General features: G+C 45.3%; 17 protein-coding genes. 15 read left to right on the top strand and 2 right to left on the bottom strand.

All coding sequences use genetic code 11. From position 1 onward, the window contains the following. Positions 1-84 precede the first annotated feature (84 nt). The 10 genes from MF542_RS00975 to MF542_RS00930 all read left to right on the top strand — a co-directional run bounded on the left by MF542_RS00975 (position 85) and on the right by MF542_RS00930 (position 6,786). On the top strand, positions 85-582 hold the full coding sequence (locus MF542_RS00975) for a DinB family protein (RefSeq protein ID WP_247015007.1): 498 nt from the start codon (positions 85-87) through the stop codon (positions 580-582). Between the two features lie 120 nt (positions 583-702). Then, complete coding sequence (locus MF542_RS00970; protein ID WP_247015005.1) at positions 703-1,311, top strand: hypothetical protein; 609 nt, start codon at positions 703-705, stop codon at positions 1,309-1,311. 47 nt (positions 1,312-1,358) lie between these two features. Then, positions 1,359-1,970, top strand: a complete 612-nt coding sequence (locus MF542_RS00965) for a hypothetical protein (RefSeq protein WP_247015002.1) — start codon at positions 1,359-1,361, stop codon at positions 1,968-1,970. A gap of 80 nt (positions 1,971-2,050) precedes the next feature. Beyond that, the gene (locus MF542_RS00960) at positions 2,051-2,452 is read left to right on the top strand and encodes a DUF7684 family protein (RefSeq protein WP_247015000.1); all 402 of its coding nucleotides are present in this window, start codon (positions 2,051-2,053) and stop codon (positions 2,450-2,452) included. Positions 2,453-2,493: 41 nt separating this feature from the next. After that, a complete protein-coding gene (locus tag MF542_RS00955; RefSeq protein ID WP_247014998.1) occupies positions 2,494-2,838 on the top strand; it encodes a nuclear transport factor 2 family protein in 345 nt (114 codons plus the stop codon). A gap of 222 nt (positions 2,839-3,060) precedes the next feature. Beyond that, a complete protein-coding gene (locus MF542_RS00950) occupies positions 3,061-3,696 on the top strand; it encodes a hypothetical protein (protein WP_247014996.1) in 636 nt (211 codons plus the stop codon). Positions 3,697-3,881: 185 nt separating this feature from the next. Next, complete coding sequence (locus MF542_RS00945; RefSeq protein ID WP_247014994.1) at positions 3,882-5,045, top strand: Na/Pi symporter; 1,164 nt, start codon at positions 3,882-3,884, stop codon at positions 5,043-5,045. Positions 5,046-5,048: 3 nt separating this feature from the next. Continuing rightward, the gene (locus tag MF542_RS00940) at positions 5,049-5,258 is read left to right on the top strand and encodes a hypothetical protein (RefSeq protein WP_247014992.1); all 210 of its coding nucleotides are present in this window, start codon (positions 5,049-5,051) and stop codon (positions 5,256-5,258) included. Between the two features lie 127 nt (positions 5,259-5,385). Further along, on the top strand, positions 5,386-6,282 hold the full coding sequence (locus tag MF542_RS00935) for an alpha/beta hydrolase fold domain-containing protein (protein WP_247014990.1): 897 nt from the start codon (positions 5,386-5,388) through the stop codon (positions 6,280-6,282). Positions 6,283-6,342: 60 nt separating this feature from the next. After that, positions 6,343-6,786, top strand: coding sequence for a DUF805 domain-containing protein (locus MF542_RS00930; protein ID WP_247014988.1), 444 nt, complete (start codon positions 6,343-6,345; stop codon positions 6,784-6,786). On the opposite strand, the gene MF542_RS00925 is transcribed toward MF542_RS00930, so the two are convergent. Next, positions 6,783-8,348: an LTA synthase family protein gene (locus tag MF542_RS00925; RefSeq protein ID WP_247014986.1), complete on the bottom strand. Its 1,566-nt coding sequence runs from the start codon at positions 8,346-8,348 to the stop codon at positions 6,783-6,785. The genes MF542_RS00930 and MF542_RS00925 overlap by 4 nt on opposite strands. After that, complete coding sequence (locus MF542_RS00920; protein ID WP_247014984.1) at positions 8,348-9,619, bottom strand: capsule biosynthesis protein; 1,272 nt, start codon at positions 9,617-9,619, stop codon at positions 8,348-8,350. Before MF542_RS00920 ends, MF542_RS00925 begins: the two co-directional genes overlap by 1 nt. 493 nt (positions 9,620-10,112) lie before the next feature. Between MF542_RS00920 and MF542_RS00915 the strand changes: the two genes are divergently transcribed. Genes MF542_RS00915 through MF542_RS00895 form a run of 5 tightly spaced genes read left to right on the top strand, consistent with a single transcriptional unit; the run spans position 10,113 to position 15,411 of the window. Continuing rightward, positions 10,113-11,132, top strand: a complete 1,020-nt coding sequence (locus MF542_RS00915) for a KpsF/GutQ family sugar-phosphate isomerase (RefSeq protein ID WP_247014982.1) — start codon at positions 10,113-10,115, stop codon at positions 11,130-11,132. Between the two features lie 28 nt (positions 11,133-11,160). Next, positions 11,161-11,943 carry an ABC transporter permease gene (locus tag MF542_RS00910; RefSeq protein WP_247014980.1) on the top strand — a complete coding sequence of 261 codons (783 nt, stop codon included), beginning with the start codon at positions 11,161-11,163 and terminating at the stop codon, positions 11,941-11,943. Beyond that, complete coding sequence (locus MF542_RS00905) at positions 11,940-12,590, top strand: ABC transporter ATP-binding protein (protein WP_247014978.1); 651 nt, start codon at positions 11,940-11,942, stop codon at positions 12,588-12,590. The genes MF542_RS00910 and MF542_RS00905 overlap by 4 nt, the downstream gene beginning before the upstream one ends. A 24-nt stretch (positions 12,591-12,614) precedes the next feature. Continuing rightward, positions 12,615-13,784 carry a KpsE/RkpR family capsule polysaccharide export protein gene (locus MF542_RS00900; RefSeq protein WP_247014976.1) on the top strand — a complete coding sequence of 390 codons (1,170 nt, stop codon included), beginning with the start codon at positions 12,615-12,617 and terminating at the stop codon, positions 13,782-13,784. Further along, positions 13,777-15,411: a polysaccharide biosynthesis/export family protein gene (locus tag MF542_RS00895; protein WP_247014974.1), complete on the top strand. Its 1,635-nt coding sequence runs from the start codon at positions 13,777-13,779 to the stop codon at positions 15,409-15,411. Before MF542_RS00900 ends, MF542_RS00895 begins: the two co-directional genes overlap by 8 nt. Position 15,412: the final 1 nt, after the last annotated feature.

The raw sequence follows: 15,412 nt of genomic DNA, 5'->3' as shown, positions 1-15,412 counted from the left end.
GAAAAGCGATTTATAAAATATTGAAAGGCTGGGATTTCTCCCGGCCTTTTTTGTAACTGAATGCCAGATAAGGGAGAGTGTATTATGCTCAAAGAGACAGTTGTTAAACTTATGGATTTCAAGCGCTGGGCCAATAAGCGCACATTCGGGTTTGCTATGTCTTTAACGGAAGAAGAGTTGCTTAAGCATCGGAGCACCCATTTTGGTAACATCGTTCACACACTTAACCATGTGTATGTGGTGGACGATATTTTCAGGGCCCACCTTGAAGGGCGTGCGCATGGCTATACGGGCAGAAATACAGATACATCCCCACCTCTTGCAAGAGTGTTTGAAGCACAGCAGGCGATGGATGATTGGTGGTGTACCTATGCAGAAAGCATGACCGAAGAATTGCTTTCAGAGGTTATCAATTTTACCTTCGTGGATGGCGGTGAAGGCGCGATGACCCGCGGCGATATTTTCATGCATATTGTAAACCACGGCAATTATCACCGGGGGTTTGTGGGCGCGATGCTCAATCAGGCTGGTGTAACACCAGATGCCACTGATTATCCCGTTTATCTGCGTGATACAATTTAAATGTAAAGGTTGCCGTTAAGGTAAAAATCACATTGTGTTGAAAGACTTAAGAAAGGCTGCCATGGGCGGTAGCCTTTTTTATTCTGGTGTGTATAGTTCCCTCATTGGTTGGGAGGATGTATGCAAACACTACTGGATGATGCGAAGAAGGAATTGGCAGAGGGCGAAGAAATTCTCTGGCACGGGCAAGGAACTTCGCGGTTTTTACTATCAGGCAATGAATGGTTGTGCTTAGGCGTGGTGTTGTATCAGGTTTGGAGCTTTTTCTTCCTGACAGGGAATGTGGAATATGCTGATCTGAAAGAAATGCCGGATAAAGTATTCTATCTTCTTAACTGGTTAGCTTATGCCCTTGTACCAATCCTGTTGTTTTTTGGCTTAGGTGTTCCTCGCATTAGGATGAATTGGCGAAAGAATTCTCTGTATGTCCTCACCAATGAGCGTGTTCTGCTGCTTCACGGGAAAGGCACAGAGACGGTTTCCTATAAAGGATTGAAAGCGGTACATTTAGTGCGTCATTGGGGTGGCCGGGAATCTATAATTTTTGAACCCTTGCAAAGCAATATTCCGGTCAGCTATGGAATGCTGTTGACGACATATCGTTATATGGGTGGTAGTGGCCAGATAGTACATTTTCCAATGCTCGAAGATGCCGCAGAAGCAAAGGCAGTGTTAAGCCAGATTGCGCCGGGTAAGCTGGATAATGAACTCGTTGGTGAAGCTGCATAGCCTGGTGATTTCAGTGTGAAATATGTTGTGATGAACAAAGGAAATAGATGCTGGATTTGTTAGCTAAAGCCAAAGATGAACTTGTTGAAGGTGAAGAAATCCTTTGGCACGGGCAGGGCAGTTCGAAAATACATTTTACCGGGCTACAAATCACACTATTTGCATTTGCTGTGTTTTTGGTGATGTGGGTTTTGGTTGGCGGATTGGTTCAGTTAGGTGGTTCTGATTTAGATACTGCACTTGAGTATGCGACTGACACCACTAAGCTCGTACTTCTCGGGCAGGCTATAGCACTATTTACTATAGGATATGGTGCGGCCGAAAGTGCAACGAACGAGAGGAAAGCATCCCTATATGTGCTTACTAATAAAGGGGCCATCTGGTGCATGCATAAGGGTGTGCTTTGCTATAACTATAATGAGCTGAAAACTATTCACTTGAAGAGGCACAGGAACGGTGCAGAAGCCATTATTTTTGAACCAAAACAAACACAAGCGGTGCTCGGCTATAAAGGATACCGCTTCTTCGGGAATGGCGGGCTTGTGTCTTTTTCAGTACTTGAAGATGCGGCGGGAGCGAAGGCTGTGCTAAGCCGGATAGTGCCGGAAAAATTGGATGGTATTGCTCCATTATTTCGGAAAGAGCAAATTACGCTTTAAGAGTTTTCAGTATAGACAGGATATAAGTGCTTTGTTGTCATATATTGCTGACAGAGCTAATCAAATTGAAAATGCATTTGATGGATAACATGGTTCAGCGAATTTCAGTGGTAGAAGTTGAAAGTATTACAGCTGATATGCTGCCTTCATCACCTTATTGTATAGCAATTGAGGCAGATTTCGAAATGTGCGGAAATGAAGCAAGGTGGGCGCTTGCTGAGCTGCTTGTGAAAACAGATGTGATGTGGGTTGCGGGTGTAGGAAATCAATCTAGTCTGCTTGATGACGATGTGGACATGGTTTGTGTTAACCGACAAACGGTAGTCGATAACGATTATATTAGGTTTCCTGATGTCATGACCACTTGGCATGACGATGAACCTCTTGAGGATGTGTTAGAGTTTATGGCTATTACTGAGTTTGATTTTAAAGAGGTATGGGGCGTTTCCAAGTGGGATATTATCGCTATTAAGGTAGGATAGCCTGTCAAGCTGATTTGAAGTTTTAATAAGGAACTTTAACCATGACCAATCACCCGGATGCTAAAACACTTGCTCGGCTTTGGATTGAAGGCTGGATCGCAGGTAAGCCAGATGATATTCCACTGGCGGATGAGTTTACCCACACCAGCCCGTTTGGTCGTATGGAAGGACGGGAGAAATATCTCGCGTGGGTGAAGCCGATGGCGGCGGAAAATGTTGTCTCGCTGAAGATCGTGCGGATTATGGGCGAGGGGAATGAAGCGGCTATTCACTTTATCCACGAAACACCCAAAGGCCCACGGCCTGCTGTTGATTGGCTTGTGTGCAAAGACGGCAAAATTCTGGAAATTCAATCTTTCTATGATGCCATTGAATTGCGAGATTAATTCCTGACAGGTTTTGACACGCTGCCATCCCTATAGTCGTGCCCGTAGAGGGCCGTATAAACCAACTAATGAAACATTCCTTACAACTAAGGTTTTGTTGTTTTATATGCTACCCGCGCTATGTTTCGCCTACACGACGATAGCGAAAGTTAAAAAATGAAAAAATATCTAAAATATTGTTCCGCCACACTTTTGTGCGCGGCCCTGCTGGGGCATGCAGCTATGGCAGCTGAAGAGACGAACCCTTGGGATAATGCCTACAATAGTGAAACCAAAGAGCGTTTCATTCCTGTTGAACTGTTCACCGGCATCAAGTGGGACGGTAAGCACGAGCTGGTGTTGAAGGAAGCCATTACCACCACCTGTGTTTCAGTGAACGGCAGGCGGTGTAATGATTTTTACATTGAAGGCCCCTTTAAAACTGAAACGAACGATACGGAAATCAAATGGGCTGGCGAACAGATCCCCTATTATATCCGTACGTTCGATAATCCTTATACGGGCAAGGTGATATCCCATTTCACCATCAATGCATCACGGGATGGCCTGGTTCGCCTTTATGATAAGCGCAAAAAGTGGGGCGAGAGAATATATACTGGCCTTGGGATTAAATTCCCGCTCGGTAACTGGAAGCAGGGCGAAGTACGCACCTATCTTTCACCAAGGCCAATAAGGCTGGAAATTCTGGAACTGGATGGGCCTGATCACTGCCTTAAATTCCGCTGGACCATCGGTGATGGTTCGAAAAGAAATTCTGATAATATCTATACTTTCTGCCCAAACATTGGTTTCAAGGCCATGGAACACGCCAACCGCTCTCGTAAGCGAGACAGAAAAAAAGTGTTTAAAACACGATAGATTTCTAAAGTTTGTATCAGAGAGAAAGTGAGGCACCACTCGCTTTCTCTCTGTACGTTTTATGTGATGAAAGTCAATTCCCAAAGAGTCCCGGAACTGTAATGAAAATGTATTAAATTCATCATAGGGGAGTGGCTCTATACCTCGCGGAGTATAGGGTTGCGAGTATATGTGGGACAAATACGATGACTGATGTATTGCCGGGTCGGCACGGCCAAACTTCATCGGGCAGTTGGGGGCAATGGTTCGCTATTGCAGGCCTTGTTTATGTGCTGCTGGTTGCGGTGGCTACGATTGGAGGCGGCTTTAAACTGGCAACAGGAGATCAAGCGCGGGAGTTGTTTGCTTTTGCCAGCAATCCCATCACTGCACTTGTGATTGGCACGATCGCCACGGCGCTTATTCAATCATCCAGCACGGTTACATCTATTATTGTTGGCTTAGTTGCGGGCGGCTTGCCTGTTGAAATTGCCATTCCCATGGTGATGGGCAGCAATATTGGCACCACAATTACCAACACGATTGTAAGCCTTGGCCATGTAAGGCAAGGGGAAGAATTTAAGCGCGCGTTTGCTGCGGCCACCATCCATGATTTCTTCAATGTGATCTGTGTGATTATCTTCCTGCCGCTCGAGATTATGTTTGGTTTTCTGCAAAAGGTTGGTGCTTATCTTGCGAGCTTTCTGGTGGGCGGTGAGAATGTTTCCATGGGTGGGTTTAACTTTATTAAACCGCTGGTTTCCCCGCCGATTAATTTGGCGGAGGGAACGCTCGAACGCTTTGGCGCATCTGATGTGGTGGCTGGTATTTTGATGATCTTTATCGGGATCGGGATGATTTTCCTGTCCATCTCCTTCATTGGTCGCCTGCTTAAAGAACTGATGACCGGGCGCGCGAAGGATATTATGCATTATGCGGTGGGGCGCGGGCCTGTATCAGGCCTTGCATCCGGTACGCTTATTACGGTTCTTGTGCAGTCATCTTCCACGACCACCAGTCTTATTGTACCGCTTGCGGGTAGTGGGGTGTTTTCCCTAAGGCAGATATATCCGTTCACACTGGGGGCGAATATTGGCACCTGTATCACTGCGCTTCTTGCAGCAACCGCAGTTGTGGGCGGTAACGCTTATTTCGCGCTTCAGGTGGCGCTTGTGCATCTGGTTTATAACAGCCTTGGTGTGCTTGTTGTTTACGGTATCCCGTTTCTCAGGAATATTCCGCCGCAGCTCGCTGAATGGCTTTCCGGTCTTGCTGTAAAGAAAAAGATATATGTTGCTGCTTATATTGGCACTGTTTTCTTCCTTGTACCTTCTGCGCTGATTGCGCTCAGTGAAACAATGGGAATTTAGACTGTGACGGATATGGCTCTTCAAAAAGAACTGTTGCGAGAAAAAATTACGCAGGTGGAAGTTACACTCGCGAACCTGCAAGACAGATTCGAAATGCTCGAAGAGGAAGAACAGCATAATATGATCGATCATCTGGAAGATTATATCGATGAAGTTCACACAGAAGCATACGGTTTGAAAGAGTATTGGACAGCCCTGAAAACCGAGATTTAGGTAAAATTTTAGGTAAAAATGTACACTAATAGTTAGGCAGTTGTATTTTTTACTTGAGATTTACTATCAAAAAGTGCTTTATGCGCCCCGTCATTCAGGCAAATGATGTTAAGCGGGGGAGTTTGGCATGCCGAGTTTAGCGGCACAATTCTGGATCGCGGTGTTGAAGGTTACAGGCAGAAAGAAAACCTTCTTATCCGCAGAAGCTCTACATGGGATGATGGCGCAGCGCGCCAACAGCATCACCTATGATCCACCTGAGTATGTGGAGAAAAGGTGCCATGTGGATGAAGCCCTTGTGGGCGGTTATCCGGTTATTACACTCACACCAAAAACGGGTACAAGCGGTGATGCGTTTATGTATCTTCACGGCGGTGCGTATGTTTTCGAGATTATTGAACGCCAGTGGATGTTCGCAGCCGATATGGCGTGCAGGCTGGGGCGTACAGTTTACGTGCCAATTTACCCGCTAGCACCCACTTCAACGGCAGCAGATACATTGGCTTTTGCTGAAAAGGCGTATCTTTGGGCAGAAGAAAAGGTGGGGTACCGCAGGCTGGATGTGTTCGGTGATAGTGCGGGAGCTGGTATGGCAGTGGCCATTATGCAGGTACTGCAGGCCAAAGGCATTACGCCAAAGGCGAAAAGCTTGGCGCTTCTTTCCCCCTGGTTTGATATCACCCTTGAAACAGATGGTGTGCTTGAGGTGGATAGGGTTGACCCATGGATATCAAAACCGGGCCTTGTGGAAGCAGGAAAGCTTTATGCCGGTGATCTTCAATTCCATGACCCACGCGTAAGCCCTATTGAAGGGCCGCTTAATAATTTGCCGCCATGCCATATTTTTATTGGTACACGGGATATTATGCTGGCTGATTGCCGCAGGTTTGAAGAAAAAATGAAAGCCGAAGGCGGGGAAGTGTATCTCACGGAATATAAAGGCATGTTCCACTGCTGGCCGGTGGTGAAATCCCCTGAAGGTAGGAAGCTTAGAGAGCAGCTTGCAGATGTGCTAACAGCCTAGGTGCTGGATTCTTAAAGCGCTGCTGGTTATAAAGCGGGATCAATATATCTGGGGTCCGGCATGTTTAAGGCTTTGTTTCGCACTTTTAGTTTTACGCTCAAACGTATGTTTGAATATGGCGGACGTTCTTGCCGTGAGGAATATTGGTATTTCCTGATTGCCAGTTTTGTTTTCCATATCCCTGTGTGGATTGTGGCAGCAATTGCAGGCGAAGCTGCTGGGCCGTGGATTATCCTTGCATACCAGATTATTATTGGACTTGGTTTTCTGTCGCTTCAGTCTCGCAGGCTTCATGATCTGGGGTACCCGTCTTATTGGTTAGGGCTTTATCTTATCCCTGTCACCGTATGGCTTCTGCCGGTTGCAGGTGATTTCCTCAGCTTACAGTTTATGTATACCGCCCTTGTTGGGGCCTTTATGGGCATATGTCTGTGGCTTAAAGGCGTGTCTGGCGATAATGAGTTTGGGGAAGATCCGCTTAAGGAAGATAGCGCTGAAGACTAGCGTTTTAGTGAAACACCACTTTCCTTCATCACGAAAGCTGCAAAATCATTGATTGCCATTGTGTTTGGTGCTGTTACCTGCTTTTCACTGTTCCAGATTAGATAATCAGTAGGAATATCCGTGAAGCCATGTTCTTTAAAAAGCGGGCCGAGTGCGGGCATATGATCGCCGTATAGAGCAACAGTACGTGGGCGTTTGCTATTTGAGTTTGTGCTCAAGTTTTGAAACAAGCCCATCAGGTTTTCCATATGCTGCTGATAGAGGGTGAATTCCCTGTTATTTGTTGGGTTTTCAGCGATAAGATATGTTTCATTCACATGTTCATCAAGCCTGCCTGAAGCCCATGGTCCGTGGCTTTCAATGGTGATTGCAAAGATGAACAGTGGCTTGTCACTTGTGGTGTGATGTTCGGCAACAATCTCATCAATGCGCTTCCCTAGTGCGCTATCAGCAATATACTTCCCGAAGTAGGATGCATCATCAAATTCTTCGATGCCGATGAATTCTTCAAACCCCAGGTTAGGCATAACATCGGAACGGCGGAAAAATTCTTTTTTCGCGGGGTGGATGCAGATTGTGCGGTATCCAGCATCTTTAAGCAAACTTGCAATTGTTGTTACTGGTTTTTGAGCAAACCGCATATAGGGGTTTATACGGTCCACTCCCAGCTTGTTGTTTTCCATCATGGAAAGGAAGGAAAACTCTGTTTGCATGGTATAGGCGCCCCATGCAGGAACTTCGACTGTACCAGTGGTTACACCATCGGTTTCAAGGTTGCGAAGTGTTTGCCAGCTAGTGCGCTTAGCCTCAGGTAACAGGGTGAACAAACGCTCAAGATCGAAGTAGCTTTCCCCTTGTATAGCGATGATATCCTGAGGCTTATCTGTTTGGGCAGTTATCTGCTGCGTACGTAGTTCGGTTTTATCAACCGTCATCTTCAGAAGCATGCGGTACAGCATTACTGTTGGGAACAGACCAAAGCGGGTGATGTCTTCTTTTAGTTCCAGAGTAACACCGTGTTCGTTCATTGTTCTTTCATTGAAGGAAAGGCTGAAAATACCTCTGAAAACCCTAATGAACACAAGCCATAGCCCGATAAAGAGAAAATAGGAGAGAGTGGGAGGAAAGGGGGCAAGCCAGCTATATATTGGAAAGCTATCTTCAAAATTAAGGCTTAGGCCAATGATGCCTCCAAAAGCTGCAATCACAAGCGCAATGATAGGCCAGCCTACATAGGATAGATAAAATTCAGGATAGATATAAAGGTTCCTGAGGTTATCAAAATCATGGGCGTTAAAGGGGCTATCAAGTACTTCATATTTCTTGTTGGATACAGCGGTAAGACCCACATAAAACAGCGTTGAACCTGCTAAAGCCAAAATGGGGTGTGCAGCGAACACGGCAAAACTGCCATATACAAACGCTCCCATCAGCGGTGTAAGCAGATAGAAGCTGGTTGAACGTTTTATGCTCGTATTTTCTTCGTCAGGAATTTTTCTTGCGCATGCCTCAGCACCAAAGGGCAGCACAATGATGGCTGCAAACAGGATTAAACCCAGCATTATTGTTTTTTCCTGTTCATAAGGCGTGTAACGGCAGCGCTTGCCGCTAGTTCAATACCGGTTGGTGTGAAGAAATCACCATAAAGCTGGCTATCAGCGCGTACAACCCGAAGGAAATTATTGATGAAAAGTGTGTCTGGCGCTTTGGCATTAGGCCAAAAATCATCAAGTGGTCCCTGAAAGGTTAGCCCTTTCATATCGTATATCGCGCGGCCCATAACTTTGATCGGTGCATTTTGTTTGAGGGCAGCATACCCAACTGTACTGTTAATGAGCACAACACCTTCGGCACGTTTTAAAATCTTATCAAGGTCGCCGCCTTCAACGTAATCAATAAGGCCCGTCACACCGTGTCTGAGAGCCGCAAGTTCAATCAGGTTGCGGTAATCAATCATACCATTATCAAGCGGGTGGTTTTTGAACAGAAGGCGCATGCCATTTGGTGCAGCCTTCGCGAAGGAAGCTATTACTTCATCAATGAAATCAGGTACGCTTTCATAATCACTGTGATTTCTGATTTGGAAATCACTGTTCAATTGTAGCGGTACCATGAAATAACGATCAGTTGGCTTTGCATAATATGCCAAAGCCTGAGAATTTGCTTTTTTATAGGCTTGCTTGCGAATGAAGCGGTTTACCCAACCCTTTGCTTCTGCCGATACTTTTTCTGGGCGGTGCGTTTGGTAATTCCTGAAATGCATGCAGCATAAGATATTAGAAAGATGGAACATTAAATCCATTCTAACCCTGGCGCCCATTGGATTTGGAAGCGTTGGCCTGTCGGTCTGGTTATCCAGTGCGCCGGTTTCCTTAAGGGTTTTGGCTCTGGCCTCTACGGCTTCTTTGCTGTGTGGTAGAGGAGAGTTCGCGTTTGTCCCGCCAGTTTCAAGGGTCACATAGTTGGGTCTTGTATAGCCTTCTTCAAAAACATGGACCCGAACGTTTAATTTTTCAGCGATTGGAAATACCGGTTGATGAATTGGGCGGCAATCACCAAAAAGGATAACATCGGTGATGCGTTTTTCTTTGATGAGTTCTTCGTAGAATACAGGCAGATATTCATGTGGTTGCTGAAAACGCGTAGTTTCAATTTTGTGTCGCCCGAATTTCCCAAACCAAATATCACCGCCGCAATAATTCACTCTGTGGCAGGTTGCTCCCGCATCTGTAAGCTTGTCAGCCAGCACCTTATAAAAAGGTGATGCTAGCCCTTGTAAAAACAAGACCGACATTGGCTTAACTGCGTTGGATTTGCCAACAGGTTGTGACATGCGTTTCTTTCGTTACTGGAAATATGCCTAAAGGCGAGTGCTCGTCTTAACAAATGCACGGAACGCATTCAACTGTTTGCTAGGGTATATTGGTTGGTTTATGCACATAAACGTTTGTTCATGTTGAGTTCATGCTGATGCATTATGGAATAGAATTATGACGCTATACAAAACGTAATTCGTATAAAAATGTAATTAATAGTTGAGTTTTTGTACAGTGATGCATTAGGGAATAGGTTACAAACTTATTACGCCTAAGTGTTAGGGAAAAAGGTGTGAGCTGAGTTGCATATAACGCCTAGTATAGTTGGCTTTAACCGCAATAAGGAAAATCAAAACCTTCGGTTAAAGCGACTGATTAGTTGAGAATGCTAGGGTGTTATGATAGCGTGCGTCAAATTTGCTTCTGCAATTTGTTATTCACAGCGACTAGAACCAGCCGCACTTATGTATTTTGTTAGCTATTAAGTTAGTGTGGTATCGGGGGGTATATATGAAAAGTTCCGCGGATTTGGATGCTAATCAAGAAAATATTCTTGAGCTTCCGGTTAGTTTAAAAGCGGATATCGGACAAACTCTGAAGGATATTGGGTCTAATTTTCTAAAGCAGGGACAAGCTTTAGAACGTTTGTCGCAGACCTACGATGAGGATGCATTCCGTGATGCGATCATGACCATTATGAATACTCGTGGTCATTTGATTGTTATTGGAATGGGTAAATCCGGTCATGTAGCGCGTAAAATTTCAGCGACTTTAGCCTCTACTGGAACTCCTTCATTCTTTTTGCATCCTGCTGAGGCATCTCATGGCGATTTAGGCATGGTAACAGCTGATGATGCACTTTTGCTTATTAGTTATTCAGGCGAAACACCTGAAATTTCGCAACTGCTGCCTTCTTTGAAATCCTTTGGTAATAAGATTATTGCAATCACAGGCGCAAAGAATTCCACAATGGGCCGTGTAGCGGATGTTGTTCTTGAAATTCCAATTACGGAAGAAGCCTGCCCGATTAATCTGGCGCCAACCACGTCAATTATAGTTACGGCTGCTATCGGTGATGCCCTTGCTGTTTCACTTATGAAGCTACGTAATTTTCATGCACGTGATTTTGCACGCTATCATCCTGGTGGTTCGCTAGGACGTAGGCTGCTCACAAAGGTGGAAGAGGCCATGTTGGTGAACAATGTGCCTAAAGTTTCACCTGATATGGTGCTTCTTGAGCTTGCTGCCGAAATGGCAGGCGGATCAGCAGGGGTAGCTGTTGTTCTTGATAAAGCCGGTGCGCCGATTGGGGTTGTTACAAAGGGGCAGCTTGGTGTTGCTCTCCGGGTAACGCGCCGAGTACGTGAAGTGGCAGCACACCAGTGTATGAGTAAAGAATTTTCGACTATTCAGAAGGACGTTATTGTGGACGAAGCAGAATCCATGATGCGCTCAGATGAAGTGAAGTTCCTTGTTGTGGTTGATGAAAAAGGAAGGTATGCAGGCATCTATAAACATGAAGATGCTTAACCTTTTTGATTAATCTAGTGGTGCAACCATGAAAGCCAGAACGGCGTTATCCATTCAGCGGGACGTTATTTTTGCGATTTTTCTTCGCGAAATGAATGCCCGCTTTAGCCGTTATACATTTGGTAATGTATGGATTATTCTTGAACCGCTCGTGATGATTGGCATGTTCATGCTGTTATTTGGTTTGCGTGGGCGTGGCGAATTTGGTTTTGTTGAGCCACCAGTGTTTGTTTACACTGCTTTTCTTCCCTTCAGACTTCTTTGGAACAGTACTATGCGCTCAAACCTCAGGGCAGCAGGGGCTGTACGCGGCTTGATGGGGTTTAGGCAGGTTAAGCTGTTTGATGTATATCTCGCTAGATCTGTAGTTGAAGGCGGAGTGTTTCTGGTTTCCATGACAGTTGTTGGGGGGCTGTTGTGGTGGTGGGGATTTGATGTACTGCCAAATGATTTCCTGCTGGTGCTTTCATACTGCATTTTATTTTGGTTGTTCGCTATTTCATTTGGCATTTTAGCGTCTGTGGTGTCACGTTTTTCACCAGAAATTACGAAGCTTATTAATCTGATGACGATGCCTTTGTTGTTCTTGTCTGCTGTCTTTTTCCCAATGACTTTTGTTCCTAAGGAATTTCATAGCATTATGGCAAAGAACCCTATCCTTCATGCAATGGAACTTATAAGAGAGGCTTGGTTTGTCCAATATACCAGCCCTGTTGCAGATGTGGGTTATCTCGGGGCCTGGGTTTTAGGGTTAATGACACTGGCGATATCTGGTTACAGATTGAGCTGGCAGAGGATGAGCCAGCGATGATTAGGTTTGAGAATGTATCAAAATATTTTCCGACTCGTTTTGGTCCGAAATATGTTTTCAAAAATCTGAATGTAGAAATCCCGAGTGACAGGGATGTTGCCATTTTAGGGGTTAATGGCGCTGGCAAGTCTACCTTGGTAAGGCTTTTGGGAGGAACTGATTTCCCAAGTCTTGGCCGTATTGTGACTGACAGATTTATTAGTTGGCCTTTAGGGTTAGGCGCTGGCTTTCAGGCCTCTATGTCGGGCAGAGAGAATGTACGTTTCGTTTGCAGGATACACGGTATTCGAAATACGCGCGATTACGAAGATTTTGTGCTCGAGTTTTCGGAGATAGGCCGAAGTTTTGAATTGCCGGTTGGTAGTTATTCTTCAGGTATGCGTGCCAAGTTTGGGTTTGCAGTTTCTATGGCGTTTGATTTTGATACATACCTAATCGATGAGATTATGGCGGTGGGTGATCAGGCGTTTAAAAAGAAATGCTCCGCTACGCTAACTGAAAAAAGGGAAACGGCAAATATTGTTCTTGTTTCCCATGATGAGAAAATTGTGCGAGAACACTGTAATGCCGCAATCTTACTGGCTTATGGTGGCGCTGAATATTACGAAAGCGTGGATAGGGCGCTTTTCAGGTATAGAAATTTATAGATTCCAGTGGGTTAGTAACGACACATGAATAATATGTTACGTAAATTCAGGGAGAAAATGATCAATCGTGCACGCTTGGGCGGCCCCGCGATTGATGATGTACGTAGCCGTACTCTCAGTTTCTCCACATACCGTTGGGTGCTTTTGATAACGCTTATCGCTAGTGCTTATTATGCGTTTTTAGCATCAGACCGATATGTAACAATCGCGCGGGTTTATGTTAAATCAGCGAACGATCAGGGGTCAGCAAGTATTCCACAATTAGCCGCGCTGGCTGGTGGTGCAGGAAACGATACCCGTGAAGCACTTCTTGCGAATGCTTATATTAATTCCCGTGACATGCTTGAGTATCTCGAGGAAAAGATTCAGTTTTCTGAACACTTTTCTTCGGATGAGTGGGATTTTTATTCTCGCTTGTCGCCAAGTGCTTCAGATGAGAAAAAGCTGAGATTCTATAAAGACGTTATCAGTACCGATCTTGTAGGCGAGACAGGAATTCTTACCATTCGGGGACAAGGGTATAGTAAAGAGTTCTCACTGAAGCTTGTTGAAGCAATTGTTGAAGAAACAGAGCGTTACATCAATGGTGTGAGCCAAAGTATTGCCCTTCAGGAAATTAGCTTTGTTGAAAAGGAACTCCAGAACGCCCAGCGGCGAATGGAAGATGTTCGAGATACTTTTCTAAAGTTTCAGAATGAAAATGGTATTTTGAGTGCTGAAGCGGTGGGTAAATCTCTGCAGGGTGCTATCGTGCAAATGGAGAATATGCTCATCCAGCACAGAACTGATGAAAAGGTTCTGGCGAGTTATATGAACGCAGAAGCATCTGAGTTGGTAACAGTGCGGGCAAAAATCACGGCGCTCGAAGAGCAACTGCTTATCGAGAAAGCTAAGTTAGCAAGTCAGGATGCGACTTCACTCAATGATCAGGCTGCGGAATATAAACGGCTAGAGATGGAACTGACATTTGCCACTCAGCTTTATCAGGCTGCTCTTGTTGGTCTTGAAAAAGCGAGAATTGAAAGTTACCGCAAGCTAAAACACTTGGTTATCGTTCAGGCCCCAAGGTTGCCGGATGAAGCCGTATTACCTAGAAAACTCTATTCAGTAATTACTCTATTCGTAGCTTTGTCTTTGATCTACGGCGTAGGTGCCATGATCATTGCTACAATCCGGGAGCACCGCGATGTTTAATGTGAAATCTTGGAAATATATGCTTGTTGCTGGTTTGGCAGCGGTGAACTGTTCCTTTGCAGTATCTGCGCAGGTTGCACAATCTGTTGAGCCTGTAACCGAAGAAGAGATTGCTACGATTGAAGAGCAAACAGCTTTTGGTAATTTTATCTTTGCTGGTGAGTTCGCAAACCAAAGCTTTGTAGGGTTTAACCCAGACTATACTATTTCTGTTGGCGATAAAGTTAGTCTTCAGCTATGGGGCGGTTTTGAATTCAGCGGCAATTTCACTGTTGATGCGCAAGGCAATATCTTTGTTCCGAAGGTTGGGCCCGTTAAGTTGCTTGGTGTTCGGAATGCCGATGTAAATCAGGTTGTTAGTGAGGCTGTGAAACGTGTTTTTCGCAAGAATGTGAATGTGTATGCTAATTTGGGTGGTGCAGAACCAGTTAAGGTGCTGGTGACCGGCTTTGTTAGGCAGCCAGGTTTATTTGCAGGACACGCCTCAGATAGTGTTTTGTTTTTTCTGGATCAGGCTGGTGGTATTGACCCTGCACGTGGTAGTTTTTTAAACGTGAAGGTACTGCGTAACGGCAAGGAACATAAAACCGTAAACCTGTATGATTTTATCCTTAGTGGAAGCCTGCCTATCTTTCAGCTAAATGATGGCGATACAATTGTTGTTGCGCCAGTTCTTTCGCAGGCCGGCGTGTCGGGTGATGTGCAAAACGACAATCTGTTTGAATTTGCTGGTCCATCCGCTCGCGCAGAGCATCTTTTGGCTCTCGCGCGACCATTTCCGCAAGCAACTCATGTGCGTATCAGCCGAAATAACCAACCGCGTACAGAAGTAGAATATCTCCCTATTAAGGAACTCGCGGGCGTAGAGATTTATCGTGGTGATGTTCTTGAGGTGATGTCCGATAAAACTCAAGGCACAATCAGTGTTCGTATTGAAGGAGAACACATCGGAGCGCAGGAACTTGTGTTGCCATATGGTGCAACAATGGGCGACGTTCTTGGCCGTGTTCGGTTTGGCCCTAATGCTCAGCCAGAAGCCATCCAGCTTATGCGGGAGAGTGTGAAAAAACGTCAGAAAGAAACCTTGCAGGCACAACTTCGGGCTCTTGAAAGCAGTGTTCTAACGGCGCGTTCGAAAACTGCGGCAGAAGCTGACCTTCGCCAAAGGGAATCTGAAATGATTCTCCAGTGGGTGGAACGTGCACGTAAGATTGAGCCAAACGGTCAGGTCTCTCTTGCTGGTTCATCGCAGCGTGATGATATTCTTATGGAGCCTGGTGATATCATCCGTATTCCTCGTGTAAGTAAATTAGTGATGGTGCATGGCGATGTATTGTTCCCAAATGCCATGGCGTTCCGTGATAACAGCACGGTGCAGGATTATATTAATCTCGCAGGAGGGTTTACCCAAAGTCGTAGCGCCGCAAATGTGCTTTTGTTGCACCGGGATGGAACGTTCACAAAGTTGAAGAAGAGCCAGTTAAATAAACGATCACTGGTCATTCAGCCGGGTGATGAAATTTTTGTATTGCCAAAAGTACAAACCAAAAGTTTCCAGCTGGCATCTGATTTGATCAACATTTTTTACCAGTTAGCCCTTTCTGCGGGTGTGGTATTGCGTTTGTAGA

The sequence above is a fragment of the Kordiimonas laminariae genome (assembly GCF_023008165.1).
GTDB lineage: Bacteria > Pseudomonadota > Alphaproteobacteria > Sphingomonadales > Kordiimonadaceae > Kordiimonas > Kordiimonas laminariae.
The sequence above is the reverse complement of the archived record's forward strand: the minus strand, read 5'-3'. Positions and strand labels throughout refer to the sequence as shown.